A 17923-nucleotide genomic window follows, 5' to 3' on the forward strand; every position below is an offset into this window, starting at 1 on the left:
GACGGCAACTGCACACCGGCCGTACGCATCCGGACGTACCGACGATTCCGCACACGGACCGACGCGTCGGCACCCGAACCGGCGCAGGATCGACGTCATGAACACCGTGAACGCACAGACAACCCTGTTACTGGCCGACCACTGGGACGGCCCCTGGGGACCGGGATGGGGCGTCGGCCCGTGGTTCATCCTGATCCCGATCACCTTCTGGCTGATCGTCATTGCCGCGTTCGTACTCCTCGGGCGGCGGCGCCGCGGCCGCCACGGCGAATCCACGCTGCGCGACGTCTACGCCCGCGGCGAGATCACCGAGGCGGAGTACCGGGCCCGCCTCGCCGTACTGCGGGAGACCCGACGATGAGGTTCGTGGTGGTCGACACCCCTCGCGTCGGCGGCGCCGCCTGGACGGACCGCGTGAAACTGTTCGAGGACATGGGATTTCACGCCGTTCTGGTGCCGGACACCCTGTGGACACCGTCCCCGTTCCCGGTCCTCGCCGCCGCGGCGGCCGTGACCTCACGCCTGCGGTTGCGCACCTGGGTGGCGGCGGCTCCGCTCCGCACCTCGGCCGCACTGGTTCGGGAAGTCGCTGCTCTGCAATCACTCTCGGACGCGCGGTTCGAACTCGGCATCGGCGCGGGCCGACCGGACGCCGAGGAGGAGGCACGGCGGCTGGCAATGCCCTGGGGCGATGCCACCGAACGGATCGCGCAGGTCGAGGAGTCCGTCGCGGCGGTGCGCGCGGGAGTCGATCCGGCCCCCGAGGTGGTGGCGTCGGCGGCCGGGCCGCGGATGCTGGCGGCGGCCGGGCGGGTGGCGGACCGGGTGGCGCTCGCGCTGGGACCCGCCACCACGGTGCCCGAACTGACGGACGCCGTCACCCGGGCCCGCGAGTCCTGTGGTCCGGCAATGCCGTTCACCTTGTCCCTCGTCGGGGTCGGCGACCGGATGCCGTCCTGGATCGGCCGCGACGGCCTCACCGCGGATCGGATCCGGGCGACCGGCGGGATCGGACTGCTGGACGCCGACCCGCACCGCGCGGCGCAGGCCCTGTCCGAGCACGAGCGCCGCTTCGGCGTCGACGAGGTGACGGTGCCGGGCGAGCTGGCCGACGTGTTCACCCCGATCCTGACCCGACTGTCCCGCTGACCGACGCCGAGTGCGCACCCGAGTGCACACTCGGCGAACTGTCGGGGCTACGCGTCGATGATCGCGCGCAGCTTCTCGATCTGCGCGACCCGACCGGCGGTGTCGGGGGCCATCGCGTTGACGGTCAGGGTCGTGGCACCCGCCTCCTTGAACGCCGCCACCCGCTCGCGGACGTAGCCCTCGGGGCCGATCAGCGAGATCGAGCGAACCAGCTCGTCCGGGACAGCGGCCGCAGCCTCCTGCTTCTTGCCGTCCAGGTAGAGGTCCTGGATGGTTTTCGCCTCGGCCTCGTAGCCGTAGCGGCAGGCGAGGTCGTTGTAGAAGTTCTTGCCGCGGGCGCCCATGCCGCCGATGTAGAGCGCCAGGTGCGGCTTGATCCAGTCGATCATGTGGTCGACGTCGTCGCCGATCGCGAGCGCGGGGCCGGCGAAGATCTCCAGCTCGCCGAGCGACGCGTCACGCTTGGCCTTGCCCTTGGCCACCGACTCACCCCACACGTCCATGGCACGCTCCGGGTGGAAGAAGATCGGCTGCCAGCCCTCCGCGATCTCCGCCGTCAACGCCACGTTCTTCGGACCGATCGCGGCGATGACGATCGGGATGCGTTCGCGCACAGGATGGTTGATCAGCTTGAGCGGCTTGCCGAGCCCCGTGCCCTTCTCCGGGGGCAGCGGGATCTGGTAGTACTTGCCGTCGTACTGCACCTTCTCGCGGCGCCACACCTGGCGGCAGATGTCGACGAGTTCACGGGTCCGGCCCAGCGGCGCGTCGTACGGCACCCCGTGGAAGCCCTCGATGACCTGCGGGCCCGACGCCCCCAGCCCCAGCACGAACCGCCCGTTCGAGACGAAGTCCAGGCCGGCGGCGGTCATCGCCATCAGCGACGGGGTGCGGGTGTAGATCTGGAAGATGCCCGATGCGAGCTTGAGCGTCGTCGTCTTGGCGGCGAGGTAGCCCAGCTGACTGACGGCGTCGAACGAGTACGCCTCCGCCATGAAGGCGATGTCGAGTCCGGCGCGTTCGAGGTCCGCGACCTCGGCGACCGTTTCGGCGAACCCGCCGCTGTAGGTGATCTGCGTTCCGATGCGCACCGGGACACTCCAATCGGCTGTGAGGGACTGCTCGGGAGGGACATTACGCAGGGTCGCCGCGAAACCGTAGGACCGAGGCGAGCGGGATCGATGACCGCCGGCCGGTGAGGGCGGTCACAGCACACGGCTCCATGTGGGCAACCGCACAAAATTGCATAGGTGTGCAAGTTTGCAGGGTTGTGCAACTTCCGTACCTTGAATGGGGTGAGCACCCAACCCGGCCTGCGCGACCAGAAGAAGGCCGCCACCCGCCTCGCACTCAGCGAGGCGGCGATCCGGCTGGCCAAGCCCGCCGGCCTCGACGCCGTCACCGCCGAGGCCATCGCCTCCGAGGCCGGGGTCTCCACCCGGACCTTCCACAACTACTTCGCGTCGAAGGAAGAAGCGGTCCTGTACCGATTCGAAACCGACGTCACCCATTGGGCGCAGCGGCTGCGCGAACGGCCCGCCGACGAGCCGATCTGGGATTCGCTCGAGGCGGTCGTCCTGTCGATCGTGCTCGATCCGATCCGCGACCTCGGCGAGATGGCCGCCGAAATGATGCTGATCGAGGAGAGCCCAGCCCTGCTGGCCTGCCACCTGGAACTGCACGGCCGGGTCAGCCGGATCCTCGGCGAGGCGATCGCGGAACGGACCGGCACGAACGTCGCGACCGACCTGTACCCGAATCTCCTGCAGATGGCGATCGGGGCGTCCTGCAAGTGCGCGATCGAGCTGTGGTTGCAGGGCGACACCGGCCACGACACCCCCGAACCCCTCGTGCGCGAGGCGTTCGCGATGCTGCGCGCCGGCATACCCCAACCGACCGTCGAACCACCTGTCCCCTAGCGCGCCCACCGACGACACCGCCCACCCGAGACACCCGTCCCCACGCAACCCGAAGGGTCCTTCATGGCCACCTACCTGTACCGGATCGGCAAATTCGCCTACCGGCGCAAGGGCACCGTCCTGGCGATCTGGCTCGCTCTGCTCGTCCTGATGGGCGTCGGCGCCGGAACGCTGTCGGGTCCGACCAACGATTCGTTCTCGATCCCCGGGACCCCGGCGCAGAAGGCGCAGGACCTGATGGCCGAGCGGTTCCCGTCCTCGGGCAAGGATCCGTTCAACTCCATCTCCGCCCGGTTCGTCTTCGCCGCTCCCGAGGGCCAGACCCTCGACAGCGAGGAGAGCCAGGCCGCGATGGATGCGACCCTGGCCAAGGTCCGCGCCATCGACCTCGTCGATCCGGCCGCGAAGGTCGACCCGGCCACGGCCTCCCCCGAGGCCGCCCAGGGCGCGCTGGTCAATCCGGTCGTCGCCGACGCAGGCCTGACGGAGATGACGAAGGCGCAGGCCGAGCAGACCGGCAAGCCGCTCGACCAGGCGGCCGCAGACGCGCAGGCCCTGTCTCCGCTGAGCCCCGACCGGACCGTCGGTTACGTGGAGGTGCCGTTCAGCGGTGATTTCAAGGACGTCACCACGGAACTGACCGACCAGATCGACGTGGCCGCGCAGGCCGCCCGGGACGCCGGTCTGACCGTCAAGGTCAGTGGCACCGCCGCCGCCACCCAGGAGGCACCCGGCGGATCCGCCGAGCTGATCGGCCTGGCCGTGGCCGCGGTCGTCCTGATGCTGACCTTCGGCTCGCTGGTCGCTGCGGGGCTGCCGCTGATCGCCGCGATCATCGGCGTCGGTATCGGCAGCCTCGGCATCACGATCGCCACCGGATTCACCGAACTGGGTTCGATGACCCCGACGCTGGCGGTGATGATCGGCCTCGCCGTCGCGATCGACTACTCGCTGTTCATCGTCTCGCGCTTCAAGCACGAGGTCAGCGTCACCGGTAACCGGGAGGAGGCCGCCGGCCGGGCGGTCGGCACCGCAGGCTCGGCGGTCGTGTTCGCAGGACTGACGGTGATCATCGCGCTCGTCGCGCTGCGCGTGGTCGGCATCAAGTTCCTCAGCGACATGGGCATGGCCGCGGCGTTCGCGGTGTTCGTCGCGGTGCTCGTCGCGCTGACCTTCCTGCCCGCCTTCCTCGGCCTGCTGGGCCGTAGGGCGTTCGCCGGCAGGATCCCGTTCGTCAAGGCCCCGGACGCCGAGGCCGAGGACGCGGCCCCCGGCCCGGCCACCCGCTACGCCGGCTGGGTCGCGCGCAAGCCCCTGATCCCGCTGATCGCCGGCATCGCCGTTCTCGGTGCGCTGGCGCTGCCCGCAACCGGGCTGAAGCTGGCCCTGCCGTCCGAGAGCACCGGCGATCCCGCCACCAGTTCGCGGCAGGCCTACGACCTGGTCTCCGACGCCTTCGGTCCGGGCCGCAACTCCCCGCTCGTGGTCGTCGTCGACGCCAAGGACGCCACCGTCCCGGCGGCGGAGGCGTTCGGCGAGGTGGTCAAGACCATCTCCGCGCAGGACGACGTCGTCAACGCGCAGATCGTCGCGATGAACCCGGCCGGGGACACCGCGCAGATCCTGGTCACCCCCGGCAGCGCGCCGACCGACCAGAAGACCGTCGACCTGATGCAGTCCATCCGCGACGGCGAGGGCGCGCTGCACGAGCAGATCGGCGTCAACTACGGCGTCACCGGGCAGACCGCGCTCGAGACCGACGTCTCGGACCGGCTGCAGGGCGCACTGGTCCCGTATCTGATCATCGTGGTCGGGCTCGCGTTCATCCTGCTGATGCTGGTGTTCCGGTCGATCCTGGTGCCGCTGACCGCGGCCCTCGGCTTCCTGCTCAGCGTCGCCGCCACGTTCGGTGCCACCGTCGCGATCTTCCAGGAGGGCTGGGGCGGCCTGATCGCCAACCCGCAGCCGCTGGTCAGCTTCATGCCGATCTTCCTGATCGGTGTTGTGTTCGGTCTCGCGATGGACTACCAGGTCTTCCTGGTCACCCGGATGCGGGAGGAGTACGTGCACGGCGCCTCCGCGAAGAAGGCGATGACCATCGGCTTCAGCCACGGCGCCCGCGTGGTGGCCGCCGCCGCACTGATCATGATCTCGGTGTTCGGCGCGTTCATCCTCGAGGACAACGCGTTCATCAAGTCGATCGGCTTCGCGCTCGCCTCGGCGGTCTTCTTCGACGCCTTCATCGTCCGCATGGTGATCATCCCCGCGGTGATGGCCCTGCTCGGCGACAAGGCGTGGTGGCTGCCGAAGTGGCTGGACAAGATCCTGCCGAACGTCGACATCGAGGGCGAGAAGCTGCGCCGCGAACTGCCGGCGGAGCAGGACACCGCGGAGGTTCCGGCCACCGCGTAGACCGCGGCACTCGAGGCACCCCCGGCCCTGTCGGATCACCCGACACGACCGGGGGTGTCGTCGTGTCCGGCCCCGGTTCCCCACCTAGGCTGAAGTCCTGATCAGTGCGGGCGGAGGCCCGCGTCCGGCGGCAGACTAGGAATTCCATGGCACACCAGAAGCATTCGGGCGTCATCTCCGGCCTGAACCGTATCCAGAAGGCCGCCCTGACCACGGGCGCCGACTTCTGGCACACCGCCTCCGTGCCCGATGCCGCGATCCCGTCGATCATGCTGACCGACGGCCCGCACGGTCTGCGCAAGCAGTCCGAGGGCGGTGACGCGCTTGGACTGGGCGACAGCGTCCCCGCCACCTGCTTCCCGCCCGCCGTCGGGCTCGGTTCGAGCTGGAACGTCGACCTGATCCGCACCGTCGGCACCGCGCTGGGTGACGAGGCCCGCGCCGAGGGGGTCTCCGTATTGCTCGGCCCCGGCGTGAACATCCGCCGGTCGCCGCTGTGCGGACGCAATTTCGAGTACTACTCGGAGGATCCGTTCCTCGCCGGTGTCCTCGGCGCGGCATGGGTGCAGGGCGTGCAGTCCCGCGGGGTCGCCGCGTCGCTGAAACATTTCGCCGCCAACAACCAGGAAACCGACCGGATGCGCATCGACGTCCAGGCGGACGAGCGCACCCTCCGCGAGATCTACCTGCCCGCCTTCGAGCGGATCGTCACCACCGCAAGGCCGTGGACCGTGATGTGCTCGTACAACAAGGTCCGCGGCGTGCAGGTCAGCGAGAACCGTTGGCTCCTCACCGAAGTGCTGCGCGACGAGTGGGGATTCGACGGCCTGGTCGTCTCGGACTGGGGCGCGGTCAACGACCGGGTGCGGGCGCTGGCCGCGGGCCTGGACCTGACGATGCCCGCCGCGGCCGGCGACGAGAGGGTGGTCGCGGCGGTCGAGTCGGGCGAACTCGACGAGTCGGCGCTCGACGACTCGGTCGGCCGACTGCTCACCCTGATCGAGCGCACCACGGCCCCCACCGGCGCCGCGCGCGCCTACGATGCCGACGCCCACCACGAGCTCGCCGCGGTCGCGGCCACCGAGTCGGCGGTCCTGCTCAAGAACGAGGGGCTGCTCCCCCTCGACATCGCCGCCCTCGACTCGGTCGCGGTGATCGGCGAGTTCGCCCGCACCCCGCGGTTCCAGGGATCGGGCAGTTCCCAGGTCGTGCCGACCCGCGTCGACTCGGCGCTCGACGCCATCGCCGCCCTCGGCGGGGATGGTGCCTCGGTGCGCTTCGCGCCCGGCTTCCGATTCGACGGCACCGCCGACGCCGACCTGGTCGCCGAGGCCGTGGCCCTCGCCGAGTCCGCGGAGACGGTGCTGCTGTTCCTCGGGCTGCCGACCGAGGTGGAGTCGGAGGGCTTCGACCGCACCGACATCGACATCCCCGCGAACCAGCTGGCCCTGCTCGACGCCGTCGCGGCGGTCAATCCCCGTGTCGCCGTGGTGCTCTCGAACGGTGCGGTCGTCGCGACGGCGGGCTGGCAGGACCGCGCACAGGCGATCCTCGAGGGCTGGCTGCTCGGGCAGGCCGGCGGCCCGGCGCTCGCGGACCTGCTGTTCGGCCTGGCGAACCCGTCGGGGCGGCTGACCGAGACGATCCCGCTGGACCTGGCGGACACCCCCAGCCGGATGAACTTCCCCGGTTCGGACGGTGTCGTCGTCTACGGCGAACGGATCCACGTCGGCTACCGCTGGTTCGACACCCTCGACATGCCGGTGGCGTACCCGTTCGGATTCGGGTTGTCCTACACCACCTTCGAGTACTCCGACCTCACCCTCACCCTCGATTCCCGGGCGTTCGCGTTCTGGTCGTCGCGCGAACACCGCTGGGTGGTCGAGGCCGGCGACTTCGAGATCCGGGTCGGCGCCTCCTCCCGCGACATCCGGCTGACCGCGACCCACGCCTCCCCCGGCGACGGCATTCCGCCGACCCTGACCGGGATGTCGACGCTCGGCGACTGGTTCGCGCATCCGGTCGGCGGACCCCTGTTGATGGAGGCGTTCGCGGCGGCCGGTGGCGACGACGCCCTCGGGATGGGCGAGGTCAGCCCCCTCGTGCTCCAGATGGTGATGGGCGCGCCGCTGGCCAAGCTGTCCTCGTTCAGCCCCGCGATGAGTGCCGACCTGGTCGACGAACTGGTCGACGAGGTCCGGGCGCGGACCCCACGTTCGTAGACAGCGACAAGAGCGAGAGTGTGAGCGAGTGGCCGTGACCTCCCCCAAGCACGAAGCACCGGAGCCGATCCTTCCGGGGCAGCGGACCGGAAAACTGCGTAGTCCGCTGTTCTGGGCGGCCCCGATCGTGGTCGTGGCACTGCTCATGTCGCTGCTGGCCACGCTGTACCTGGGCAGCATCCTCGATCCGAAGGGAAACCTGCGCGGCTTCCCGATCGCGGTGGTCAACCAGGACGAGGGGGACGTCACCCCGGGTTCGGACACGCGGCAGAACATCGGCGACCAGATCGTGGACGGACTCGTCGCCGGGGTTCCTTCCGACAAGGTGGATCTGAAGCAGGTGGGGATCGGGACCGCGCAGTCGATGCTCGACTCCGCGGAGGTGTACGGCGCGATCGTCATCCCGTCCGATTTCACCAAGCGGCTGATGATCCTGGCCCAGTCCAGCGTTGTCCCCGGCGACGTGGAGAAACCCGTCATCACCGTCTACACCAACCCGCGGGCGGGGACGTTCGGGACCGCGCTCGTCGGTGCGATCGCCGGCCCGGCGTTGACCACGGTGAACGAGAAGGTCGGCACCCAACTGTCCGACCAGGTCGCGGCCGCGGTCGGCGACACGCCGGTCGCCGGTGCGGCCCGGTTGACGCTGGCGCACCCGATCGAGGTGCTGACGGTGCAGCACAAGCCACTGCCGGACGGCACCGGAAACGGGCTGTCCGCCTTCTATTACGCACTGCTGGTCATCCTCGCCGGGTTCACCGGCGCGATGATCGTGAACACCCTCGTCGACGGCATGCTCGGCTTCGCTCCCACCGAGTTCGGCCCCCGTTACGTCCACAACCCGAGGGTGGAGATCTCCCGCCTGCAGACGCTCGCCGTCAAATGGGGGGTCATGGTCGTCGTCGGTCCGCTCGTGTCGGGTCTGTACCTGTGGATCTCGCACCTGCTGTCGATGCCGCTGCCGAATGCGTTGGGGCTGTGGATGTACGGCAGCTTCGCAATCATCGCCGTGGGTGTCACCGCGATGTCGGTCCTCGCCGTCTTCGGCAGTGTGGGCATGATCCTCAACCTGATCCTGTTCATCGTGCTCGGGCTGCCGTCTGCCGGCGGCACCATCCCCATCGAGGCGACGCCGCCGTTCTTCGGTTGGCTGGCGAGTTTCGAGCCGATGCATCAGGTGTTCCTCGGGGTGCGGGCGCTGCTGTACTTCGGTGAGGGCGGTTCACGGGAGATGACGCACGCGGTCGCGATGACGACGATCGGCCTGGTGATCGGACTGGTACTCGGCGCGGTCGTGACGACGCTCTACGACCGCAAGGGATTTCATCGAGGGGTCGCCACCCCCGCACCGGTCGCCGAACCCGATCCTGCCGCCTGATTCGCGCGGGCGAACGCCCGGTTGGCGACGGCGATGTGGCGACGATCGGGCAGCGCGGCGGCAACGAGCCTGCGCCGCAGCGCATACCGGGTGAGCGCACCGGACCCCGAGGACTGCACCCCGTACAGTTCCCGTGCCCGCGGATGCATCATCTGCCGTACCGCGGCGGACGGCACGCGTTTGACCACCCAGTGATCCGGCCGCAGCACCTGGTCGCGGTAGTACTCACCGTCCGGGCCGAGTGCCAGTTCCCGGGCACATGCGTCGGCGAACCACTTCTCGAAGCCGCCCCACGTCTCCGGCATCGCCCGCGCCGAGATCCCGTACCGGCGGTACCACGAGCAGCACTCGCGGTACAGCTGCTCCCGCTCGTCGCCGTGCAGCGGCCGGATGAAGGTGTCCACCATCGTCATCAGGGTGTCGACGTAGGTGGCGTGCTGGAAGAAGAAGACGTCCGGGTTCAGCGCGTGGTAGCGGACTCCGCTCTCCAGGCGCCCCTTGACCTGCTCGTGCCCGAACCGGATCACCGAGGACAGGTCCCGGTCCTCGTAGGCGATCGCGATCAGTTGCGGGACGGTGTGACGGGCGTGCATCCACACGTGCCGCGGGGTGCGCGAGTGCTCACGGATGCCGCGCGCGATCACCGGGTGCAGCATCTGCAGCGACACCGCGCGGGGCAGGGTGAGCAGGAATCGGCGGTCTCCGAGGTAGTCCCAGAGCAGGCTCCCCGGACCCAGTTCGTCGTCGACGCGCGCCATCAGATCAGGTTCGAGCCCTTGCCGATTCGCCGGCGCAGGTCTCGCATCAACAGGTAGCTGCCCCCGTTGCGGATGAAGCCGGGCAGGAACCGGTTGACGAACGAGACGAAGATGAACAGGTGCTCGAACCGTCGGCGGTCGTCCTCGGTCCACTCCAGGTCGAGCTGCTCGCGGAACAGCGGCGACAGGAACCCGATCGTCAGGAACCTGAGCAGGTTCCGGAAGGTCGCCCGCAGCGGCCACGCGATCATCCGCAGGCCCACGAGGTCCTCGAAGAACTCCTTCGTCCGCTCGTCGAAGACCACCCGCTCGCAGGCGGTGTTCCAGTACACGTCGAAGTCGGCGCGGGTGGCCGGCCACATGTCCTCGGTCACCTGCAGGGTCGTGCCGAGTGTGGAGGACCGCTGGTAGAAGTGCTCGAGGTCCTCGGCGGACAGCTTCCCGTGCAGCAGTTGGTGCGAGTCCTCGAAGCCGATGTACAGGCACGCCGCGACCCACAACTGGAGTTCCCGGTTGAAGGCGTTGTACCTGACCGGGCTGGTCTCGTCGGACCGCACCTGCCGGTGCGCGCCGTTGACCGCCTCCCGGTACGCCTCCCGCTCGGCGTCGGTGCCGAGGATCGCGACCGCCAGGTACTGGGTGGTGGTGCGGGCCCGCTTCCACGGATGATGCATCAGCGCGCCGGACGGCACCTTGCTCTCCATCACCCCGTAGGCGACCTCCGGCCAGCCGATCTGCATGGCCACGTTCGCGGCGGCGCCGGCGAACGACCAGAAGTCCAGCGCATCGGTGAGGTCCGGGTTCTTCCGGGTCCACCGCTTGCGGGTGCTGGTGATCGTGATGCGGGTCCGCGCGGTGGTCAGCCGCGGCCGCTCGTCGAGATTGACATAGCTGCGAGGCATACGCCCCTCCTTCGATGGATCCCCCATGGGCGAAACGGTCGGCACACCAACAGTTCTCGAACCCGATCGTGACCGCCCCTCCACGGTCACGATCGGCACCTATGCGAATTGCGGTTAACATACCACTCGCCTGAGCGGCGTCAAGACCGTTCACCCGGAGCACCCGCCACGGGCGATGGCGTCCCACCCCACCCGTCCCCGCTACACTGCCTACTGCAGCGGGGACGGGCAGCGATGCCCGCACCCCACGCCCTCGTAGCTCAGGGGATAGAGCACGGCTCTCCTAAAGCCGGTGTCGCAGGTTCGAATCCTGCCGAGGGCACAACATCTTCCCAGGTCAACCGGATGTTCGGCCGGTCGATCACAACTTCTCCGGCGCCTGACCGCGCTCGTACAGGTCCGTCCGGTCCACGACGTTCCACAGTTCGACGGTCTGCACGATCCAGAACGTCGCGAACTCCGCGATGAGCAGGACCTCCGCGACGAGGACCAGATGCCCGAAGTCCGGGAACGCCAGATGCACGACGAGGACCGCCACGAGGGTGGCGAACATCCAGCCGGCGATCGCCTGGTACGCGCGGACGTAGGTCCCGGCGTTCGGCGTGTACGAGGCCGAGACGGCGCTGGCCACGGCCACACCGACGATCCCCGCGAACATGAGCGATGCCGCGATCGTGTGGCCGTGTGCCGCGAAGAAGTCCGGAAAGAACAGGAAGCAGGACACCCCGGCCGCCAGCAGCACCCACCCGAAGTTGCGGACCCACCGGGCCACCGGTTTGAGCGACCGGTCGGCGCCCGTCCGCCACGCGATCACCAATGTCACCACCTGGGCGATCACCGCAGCGATCAGGATCGCCCAGACACTGTTGCGCATCGCGTCCGACAGGCCACCCTCGAACGCGATCTCCCGCCAGCCACACGAACCCGGCTCCGGCGGTGCAGTGGGCACCACCGCGACGACGAACGCGAGAAATCCGGACAGGTTCAGCGCGACGTCCTCTGTGTCCGAACTGCCCTTGTAGACGATCAGACAGACGCCGAGCGCACAGAGGACCGCGACGAGGACGTTGTGCGCCGTGCTGTAGTAGTACGCACTGATCGAGTCCCGCCAGCAACCGGACTTCGCCGTCGCGACGAGCACCGAGGCGGCGAGCGTGACGACCAGCACGACCATGGCCAGCCTGAGGTACCGATAGGTGGAGAGAACTGCGCTGCCGCGACCGTCGCCCATCCGCCGACCTCCTGCACGCCCATACGCAGTATCGCTCGCCGCACGGCGCGCCCGCGAGGGTTCCTGACGCCGCCGAGCCGACCCAGGCAATCGACCCACGTAACGCTCATCAGAGTAAACCGACATACCGGTTGGTAGGTTGCAGCCAATCACGGTAGGGGGAATTCATCGATGATCGACATCTCGGTCAAGCGCGTATTCGCGGGGGGCCTGGTCGCGGTCGCGGTCGGCGTTGGGGTGGTGGCGCCGGCGGGTGCCACATCCACGGATTCGTTGGAGTCGATCACCGCATCGGCTTCCAGCCTCGTCAACCCTCCGAGCATGACCCTTCAATCCCTGATCGCCGCCCGGAATGCGGGTTTCCCGATCTACGAGGCGGCCGAAAGGGTCCAATACCAATCCCCGAAGAGGGCGTTCTGGATGATCGAATATCGGCGAGTGTCCAGCGACTACGACCTGAGTTCGCCGACCACGAAGTTCGTGACGTTCGGCGAAGCCGGGCCGGATACCTTCTGGGTGTCCCCTGACTCGATCCCCAGCGTGATCGACATCAATCGGACCTGGCGACACCAAGAGAACGTCGGCTTCCCGATGGTGGAATTCGAGCCCACCGATCAGCGCTTCACCAACAGCCCACCGGTACAACTGCTCGGCGGCGGACCGAGCATCGGAATCGCACTCATCACGTCCGGACCCACGCTGTCCTCGTGACCTGGATTCAATGCCTGCCACCCACCGAAGCCAGGTGCGCCCACGGGCCGCACGGACACCCCGCCGCATGGCGAACCGCCGACTCCGCAGACACCCGTTACCCGGCGTTGCATCATCTGTTGCCGCCGGTCGTCCACGCAGGCACTATGTCCGGGTGCCCCGAATCGGACATCGACCCGCCGCCCTGTTTCCGCTCGCACTGGCCGCGGTCCTCGCAGTGTCCGGCTGCTCGTCGTCGGACGCAGGCACCGCGGCCGCACCCACGTCGACCCCGGTTCCGAACGCGTACACGAAGCTGCCGTCGACCGCGGCGATCGGCGACTGCGGCCCCGATACCGGGGCGACGAGGGCCCCGGGGACCCTCACCGTCGCCACAGACTCCCCCGCATACGCACCGTGGTTCGTCGACGACGACCCGGCCAACGGCAAGGGATTCGAAGGTGCGGTCGCGCGCGCGGTGTCGGAGCGCCTCGGCTACGACCCCGCGCAGGTGACGTTCGTCCGGGTGCCGTGGGCGGAGGCGATCGCGCCCGGGCCGAAGTCCTTCGACTTCGACATCAACCAGGTGACGATCGTCGGCGACCGCCGGGACGCCGTCGACTTCTCGTCCCCGTATTACGCGGTGACGCAGGCGATCGTCGCGATGGCGGGCACCCCCGCCGCCTCGGCCCGCAATCTCAACGACCTCACCGGGTTTCAGCTCGGGGCCCAGGCCGGCTCGACGAGCCTCGCCGCCATCGAGGGAACCATCCGGCCGGGCGACGAGCCGCTCGCGTTCGCCACCACCGACGAGGCGAAGGCCGCACTCGCCGACGGCCGGATCGACGCGCTGGTGGTGGACATTCCGACGGGCTTCCAGATCACCGAGTCGGATCTGCCGGAAAGTGTTCTGGTCGGCCAGTTCCCGCGGCCGAACACCGTGACCGAGTTCTTCGGGCTGGTGCTCGAGAAGAACAGCCCGTTGACCCCGTGCGTCTCCGCAGCGGTCGATTCGCTCTACGCCGACGGCACTCTCGACGAACTCGCGCAGGCGTGGCTGGTCGACTCCGTCTCCACCCCGATCCTGGAATAGCCGCCACCCGATCGGCTCCTGCGGGAGCGTGACCGATCCGACACGGCCGAATTTATACCCCCAGGGGTATACTGGGCCGTGATGTCGAACCCGACCCCGGAGAGTGTCATGCCCCTGCCCCGCCACGACGGCTGGACCGTCGCACGTGTCGTCCCGCTGCTCGCCGGCGTGCTGGTGCTGCTGAGCGCTGCCCTCGCCGCGGTCCTGTCCCCCTGGTGGCTGGTACTCACCGGGTTCGTCGGCGCCAACCTGGTGTTCTACGCCGCGATGGGCTGGTGTCCGGCGAGCCTGGTGATGCAGCGACTCGGCGTGCCCGTCACCTGCGCGGCAACCCGCTCCTGATCGCCCGGTCCACGGGGCGATCGGCCACCGTGATCGAGGACACCGACGAGGCGGGACGTTCGCCCCTAGCCGCCGCGGCCCATCTCGACGAGCATGGGATCTGCGGGGCACCGACGGACCGACCGCCGACCCGCTCCGCGGAGGAGGCGACATGATCATCAATCCCCCGATCGTGGTGGGCGTCGACGGATCGGAGACCTCGAACGCGGCGGCCCTGTGGGGGGCCCACGCCGCGGCGCGACACAAGGCACCGCTACGAGTGGTGTCCGCACTCCCGACGCCGGTCGTGTACGGCGGGGTCCTGGTCACGTCCCAGGAATACTTCGACGACCTCGCCGCCGAAACGCAGCGGATCCTCGCCGCGGCAACGGAGCTCGCCAAGAAGGCCGCACCCGGCGTCGAGGTCGAGACGGCGGTGCTCCGCGGCTCTCCGATTCCCTCCCTGCTGGACCTGTCGGAGTCCGCCCGCATGATCGTGCTCGGCTGCCGAGGGCTCGGCGCCGTCCGGGGCGCACTGCTCGGCTCGGTGACCTCGGCACTGGCCACGCACGCGCGCTGCCCGCTCGTGGTCGTCCCCGGCGCGGAGACCGTGCCCGACGCAGGCCCGGTCGTCGTCGGTGTCGACGGGTCCGCGAACAGCGTGCCCGCCATCGAGGCCGCGTTCACCGAGGCCTCGCTGCGCGGTACGTCCCTCGTGGCGGTGCACGCCTGGAGCGACGTCGACTTCGACACCCTGCCCGCCGCGGTCGAGGACCTGCCGTGGGAGGGCCTGGCCGAGAACGAGGAGGCGGCGCTGGCCGAGAGCCTCGCCGGCTGGCAGGAACGCTTCCCCGACGTCGCCGTGCAGCGTGTCGTGGTCCGGGACCGCGCGGTCGAACAGCTGCTCGACCAGTCGAAGTCGGCTCAGCTCACGGTCGTCGGCAGCCACGGACGCGGTGGTTTCCGCGGCATGCTGCTCGGCTCGACGAGCCGGACCCTGCTGCACCGCGCCGAACGACCGCTGATGATCGTGCGGGAACGCCGCTGACGCCCAGGCACCTGTGTTCCTGACGGCCGGCCGTCAGGAACACAGGATGGCCGGCCGGTCACCCGTAGAGGGCGACGAACGTCTTCAGTGATGATTCGATGTCTCCCTTGAGGGCACGGGCCACTCCGGAGCCGATCGGACCGAACAATGGAGCGCCGCCGAGGTCGATGTTCAATCCGACCTCGGCGCCGTTGTGCTTCGGCGCCACCGACAGCACGAGCCCGATCTTCACGCCGCCCTTGCCGTCCCCCTTGAGGACGAGCTTCTGCGGGGGCGCGTAGTCGGTGATGGTCCAGCGGACGCGGTTGCGCAGTCCCTTGACCGAGACCACCGACTCGGCCGTGATGCCGGTGGCCAGCTCCACCGGGAGCTCGCAGCGCCAGCCGTCGTGGATCGACAGCCACTTCTCGAATTCCGCCAGATCGCTTGCCTTTTCCCACGCGGCGTCGGGAGCGAGCGGCACATCGACCGAGACCTTCAGCTTTGCCATGGGCGAATCGTAGCGGCCCGCTCGTTCCAGGTGACCCCGTCATGCGAACGTCCCGCACCTCGGGCGAGGGCTCCGAGGTGCGGGACGGATCTGGTGGGGCCGAGCCCCGGGGTGCAGCTAGTGCGCGACCGCCTTCTCCACACCGACACCGGTGAGGGATCGGACCTCCATCTCGGCCTGCTTGGCCGGGTCCTCGAGCTTGCGCCGGCCGACGTAGGTGCCGACGATGCCGAGCACGAAGGCCAGCGGGATGGAGACGATGCCCGGGTTGGCCAACGGGAACCAGGAGAAGTCGCTGTTCGGGAACATCGAGCTCTTGGCGCCGGAGACGGCCGGGGAGAAGACGATCAGCACCAGGCAGCTGACCAGGCCGCCGTAGATGCTCCACAGGGCGCCGGTGGTGTTGAAGTTCTTCCAGAACAGCGAGTACAGCAGCGTCGGCAGGTTCGCGGACGCCGCGACGGCGAAGGCGAGTGCCACCAGGAACGCGATGTTCTGCCCCATCGCGAGGATGCCGAGCACGATGGACGCCAGGCCGATCACGACGACGGTGATCCGCGAGACCTTGACCTGCTGCTCCTCGGAGGCGTTGCCGCGCTTGATGACGCTGGCGTAGATGTCGTGGGCGAACGACGCCGACGCGGTGATCGCCAGACCGGCGACGACGGCGAGGATGGTGGCGAACGCGACCGCGGAGATGATCGACAGGAACAGCGTGCCGCCGAGTTCGAACGCGAGCAGCGGGGCGGCGGCGTTCTCCTTGCCGGGGGCGGCGAGGATCTTGTCCGGGCCGACCATCCGGGCCGCACCGTAGCCGAGGACCAGGGTGAACAGGTAGAAGGCGCCGATCAGGCCGATCGCCCAGGTCACCGAGCGGCGGGCCTCCTTCGCGGTGGGCACCGTGTAGAAGCGCATCAGCACGTGCGGCAGGCCGGCGGTGCCGAGCACCAGGGCGATGCCGAGCGAGACGAAGTCCAGTCGCGACATCGAGCTGATGCCGTACTTGGCGCCCGGCGCGAGCACGTCGCGGCCGGCGACGGCCTCGTTGGTCGAGTTCGTGACCATGTCCTGTGCGTCGGCGAGCAGCTGCGAGAAGTTGCCGCGGACGGCGAGCAGGACCAGCACGAACATGATGCCTGCACCGGCGATCAGCAGGACGGCCTTGACCATCTGCACGTAGGTGGTGCCCTTCATGCCGCCGACCAGCACGTACACGATCATCAGGACGCCGACCACCGCGACCACGATGGCCTGACCGGCCTTGTCGTGGATGTCGAGCAGCAGTGCGACGAGGCCACCGGCGCCGGCCATCTGCGCGAGCAGGTAGAACAGCGAGACCACCAGCGTGGACAGCGCGGCGGCCATCCGGACCGGCCGCTGCTTGAGCCGGAAGCTGAGCACGTCGGCCATCGTGAACCGGCCGGTGTTGCGCAGCATCTCGGCGACCAGCAGCAGCGCCACCAGCCAGGCGACCAGGAAGCCGATCGAGTACAGGAAGCCGTCGTAGCCGTAGACGGCGATGGCACCGGCGATGCCGAGGAACGACGCCGCGGACAGGTAGTCACCGGCGATCGCGAAACCGTTCTGCGGGCCGGAGAACTGGCCGCCACCGGTGTAGAAGTCGGAGGCCTTCTTCGTGGTGCGGCTCGCGCGGATCACGATGCCCATCGTGATCACCACGAACGCCACGAAGATGGCGATGTTGAGGGCCGGGTTGCCCACCTGGGAGCCGCCGGCGGCGAGGATGGTCGTCATCGGTCCTATCCCTCCAGCTCGTCACGGATGGCGGCGGCACGCGGGTCCAGCTCGCGGTTCGCGAACTTCACGTACAGCGCGGTGATGACGAACGTCGTCACGAACTGACCCAGACCGAGGACGATGCCCAGGTTGACGTTGCCGATCACCTTGGTCGCCATGAAGTCCGAGGCGTAGGTCGCCAGCAGCACGTAGACGGCGTACCAGGTCAGGAAGAACGCCGTCATCGGGAAGACGAAGCGGCGCAGCCTGCGTCGCAGGTCCTGAAATTCAGGACTCGCCTGCATCTCGATGAAGGCCTGCGCGTCCGGGGTGCGCCGGGACGGCGTCGCCTCCGAACTCAGGTCTGCTGTGGTCACGTCGGACTCCTCGGTCTGTGGGGCCGGCTGTGAGGACCGGCAGGCCACAGACGTTATTGAGACCCAGGTCACAAAAGAAGACCGTGACGGCAGTCACACGCCCAGCTGCCGGATCGCGCGCCGGACGGTCGGTTCGGCGCGACGAACGGCGCAGGCGCCTCCGGCGCCCGTGAGCACTTGTGGCCCGCACCGGGAC

17 protein-coding genes and 1 tRNA gene are annotated in these 17923 nt (G+C 68.9%); 11 read left to right on the forward strand and 7 right to left on the reverse strand.

Annotated features, from left to right (window positions below; translation table 11 throughout):
- The first annotated feature begins 97 nt into the window (after window positions 1–97).
- Window positions 98–361: an SHOCT domain-containing protein gene (locus ACWDU4_RS08035; protein ID WP_450113344.1), complete on the forward strand. Its 264-nt coding sequence runs from the start codon at window positions 98–100 to the stop codon at window positions 359–361.
- On the forward strand, window positions 358–1149 hold the full coding sequence (locus tag ACWDU4_RS08040) for an LLM class flavin-dependent oxidoreductase (RefSeq protein ID WP_450113345.1): 792 nt from the start codon (window positions 358–360) through the stop codon (window positions 1147–1149). The genes ACWDU4_RS08035 and ACWDU4_RS08040 overlap by 4 nt, the downstream gene beginning before the upstream one ends.
- A 47-nt stretch (window positions 1150–1196) precedes the next feature.
- On the opposite strand, the gene ACWDU4_RS08045 is transcribed toward ACWDU4_RS08040, so the two are convergent.
- Complete coding sequence (locus ACWDU4_RS08045; RefSeq protein ID WP_450113346.1) at window positions 1197–2240, reverse strand: LLM class F420-dependent oxidoreductase; 1044 nt, start codon at window positions 2238–2240, stop codon at window positions 1197–1199.
- A 204-nt stretch (window positions 2241–2444) separates the two neighbouring features.
- Between ACWDU4_RS08045 and ACWDU4_RS08050 the strand changes: the two genes are divergently transcribed.
- The 4 genes from ACWDU4_RS08050 (at window position 2445) to ACWDU4_RS08065 (ending at window position 9080) form a co-directional block, all read left to right on the forward strand.
- Window positions 2445–3068, forward strand: a complete 624-nt coding sequence (locus tag ACWDU4_RS08050; RefSeq protein ID WP_450113347.1) for a TetR/AcrR family transcriptional regulator — start codon at window positions 2445–2447, stop codon at window positions 3066–3068.
- Window positions 3069–3131: 63 nt separating this feature from the next.
- Window positions 3132–5480 carry an MMPL family transporter gene (locus ACWDU4_RS08055; protein ID WP_450113348.1) on the forward strand — a complete coding sequence of 783 codons (2349 nt, stop codon included), beginning with the start codon at window positions 3132–3134 and terminating at the stop codon, window positions 5478–5480.
- A 104-nt stretch (window positions 5481–5584) separates the two neighbouring features.
- Entirely contained in the window at window positions 5585–7702 is a 2118-nt protein-coding gene (locus tag ACWDU4_RS08060; RefSeq protein ID WP_450113349.1) for a glycoside hydrolase family 3 C-terminal domain-containing protein, read from the forward strand.
- 34 nt (window positions 7703–7736) lie between these two features.
- A complete protein-coding gene (locus tag ACWDU4_RS08065; protein ID WP_450113350.1) occupies window positions 7737–9080 on the forward strand; it encodes a YhgE/Pip domain-containing protein in 1344 nt (447 codons plus the stop codon).
- On the opposite strand, the gene ACWDU4_RS08070 is transcribed toward ACWDU4_RS08065, so the two are convergent.
- A complete protein-coding gene (locus ACWDU4_RS08070; RefSeq protein WP_450113351.1) occupies window positions 9026–9838 on the reverse strand; it encodes an oxygenase MpaB family protein in 813 nt (270 codons plus the stop codon). The genes ACWDU4_RS08065 and ACWDU4_RS08070 overlap by 55 nt on opposite strands.
- Entirely contained in the window at window positions 9838–10740 is a 903-nt protein-coding gene (locus ACWDU4_RS08075) for an oxygenase MpaB family protein (RefSeq protein WP_450113352.1), read from the reverse strand. Before ACWDU4_RS08075 ends, ACWDU4_RS08070 begins: the two co-directional genes overlap by 1 nt.
- Window positions 10741–10989: 249 nt before the next feature.
- Here ACWDU4_RS08075 and ACWDU4_RS08080 point away from each other — a divergent pair.
- Window positions 10990–11062: transfer RNA gene (locus ACWDU4_RS08080), tRNA-Arg, on the forward strand.
- Between the two features lie 39 nt (window positions 11063–11101).
- Here ACWDU4_RS08080 and ACWDU4_RS08085 read toward each other — a convergent pair.
- Window positions 11102–11971 carry a hypothetical protein gene (locus ACWDU4_RS08085; protein WP_450113353.1) on the reverse strand — a complete coding sequence of 290 codons (870 nt, stop codon included), beginning with the start codon at window positions 11969–11971 and terminating at the stop codon, window positions 11102–11104.
- A 171-nt stretch (window positions 11972–12142) separates the two neighbouring features.
- Between ACWDU4_RS08085 and ACWDU4_RS08090 the strand changes: the two genes are divergently transcribed.
- The 4 genes from ACWDU4_RS08090 (at window position 12143) to ACWDU4_RS08105 (ending at window position 15123) form a co-directional block, all read left to right on the forward strand.
- Window positions 12143–12682, forward strand: a complete 540-nt coding sequence (locus ACWDU4_RS08090; protein WP_450113354.1) for a hypothetical protein — start codon at window positions 12143–12145, stop codon at window positions 12680–12682.
- Window positions 12683–12845: 163 nt separating this feature from the next.
- Window positions 12846–13754 (forward strand): ABC transporter substrate-binding protein, encoded by a 909-nt coding sequence (locus tag ACWDU4_RS08095; protein ID WP_450113388.1) that lies wholly within the window; start codon window positions 12846–12848, stop codon window positions 13752–13754.
- Between the two features lie 81 nt (window positions 13755–13835).
- Window positions 13836–14096, forward strand: a complete 261-nt coding sequence (locus tag ACWDU4_RS08100) for a YgaP family membrane protein (protein ID WP_450113355.1) — start codon at window positions 13836–13838, stop codon at window positions 14094–14096.
- A 151-nt stretch (window positions 14097–14247) separates the two neighbouring features.
- Window positions 14248–15123 carry a universal stress protein gene (locus ACWDU4_RS08105; protein ID WP_450113356.1) on the forward strand — a complete coding sequence of 292 codons (876 nt, stop codon included), beginning with the start codon at window positions 14248–14250 and terminating at the stop codon, window positions 15121–15123.
- Between the two features lie 58 nt (window positions 15124–15181).
- Here ACWDU4_RS08105 and ACWDU4_RS08110 read toward each other — a convergent pair whose 3' ends face one another.
- The 3 genes from ACWDU4_RS08110 to ACWDU4_RS08120 all read right to left on the reverse strand — a co-directional run bounded on the left by ACWDU4_RS08110 (window position 15182) and on the right by ACWDU4_RS08120 (window position 17727).
- On the reverse strand, window positions 15182–15613 hold the full coding sequence (locus ACWDU4_RS08110) for a type II toxin-antitoxin system Rv0910 family toxin (RefSeq protein WP_450113357.1): 432 nt from the start codon (window positions 15611–15613) through the stop codon (window positions 15182–15184).
- 117 nt (window positions 15614–15730) lie between these two features.
- Window positions 15731–17368: a solute symporter family protein gene (locus tag ACWDU4_RS08115; RefSeq protein ID WP_450113358.1), complete on the reverse strand. Its 1638-nt coding sequence runs from the start codon at window positions 17366–17368 to the stop codon at window positions 15731–15733.
- Window positions 17369–17373: 5 nt separating this feature from the next.
- Entirely contained in the window at window positions 17374–17727 is a 354-nt protein-coding gene (locus tag ACWDU4_RS08120) for a DUF485 domain-containing protein (protein ID WP_450113359.1), read from the reverse strand.
- Window positions 17728–17923: the final 196 nt, after the last annotated feature.

This window comes from Rhodococcus sp. NPDC003348 (assembly GCF_053589375.1).

Bases quoted from the DNA above. Each gene is read 5' to 3' on its own strand.
- ACWDU4_RS08075 (WP_450113352.1), bottom strand. From the start codon at position 10,740: ATGCCTCGCAGCTATGTCAATCTCGACGAGCGGCCGCGGCTGACCACC.
- ACWDU4_RS08090 (WP_450113354.1), top strand. From the start codon at position 12,143: ATGATCGACATCTCGGTCAAGCGCGTATTCGCGGGGGGCCTGGTCGCG.
- ACWDU4_RS08040 (WP_450113345.1), top strand. From the start codon at position 358: ATGAGGTTCGTGGTGGTCGACACCCCTCGCGTCGGCGGCGCCGCCTGG.
- ACWDU4_RS08035 (WP_450113344.1), top strand. From the start codon at position 98: ATGAACACCGTGAACGCACAGACAACCCTGTTACTGGCCGACCACTGG.
- ACWDU4_RS08115 (WP_450113358.1), bottom strand. From the start codon at position 17,368: ATGACGACCATCCTCGCCGCCGGCGGCTCCCAGGTGGGCAACCCGGCC.
- ACWDU4_RS08085 (WP_450113353.1), bottom strand. From the start codon at position 11,971: ATGGGCGACGGTCGCGGCAGCGCAGTTCTCTCCACCTATCGGTACCTC.
- ACWDU4_RS08110 (WP_450113357.1), bottom strand. From the start codon at position 15,613: ATGGCAAAGCTGAAGGTCTCGGTCGATGTGCCGCTCGCTCCCGACGCC.
- ACWDU4_RS08100 (WP_450113355.1), top strand. From the start codon at position 13,836: ATGTCGAACCCGACCCCGGAGAGTGTCATGCCCCTGCCCCGCCACGAC.
- ACWDU4_RS08105 (WP_450113356.1), top strand. From the start codon at position 14,248: ATGATCATCAATCCCCCGATCGTGGTGGGCGTCGACGGATCGGAGACC.
- ACWDU4_RS08070 (WP_450113351.1), bottom strand. From the start codon at position 9,838: ATGGCGCGCGTCGACGACGAACTGGGTCCGGGGAGCCTGCTCTGGGAC.
- ACWDU4_RS08055 (WP_450113348.1), top strand. From the start codon at position 3,132: ATGGCCACCTACCTGTACCGGATCGGCAAATTCGCCTACCGGCGCAAG.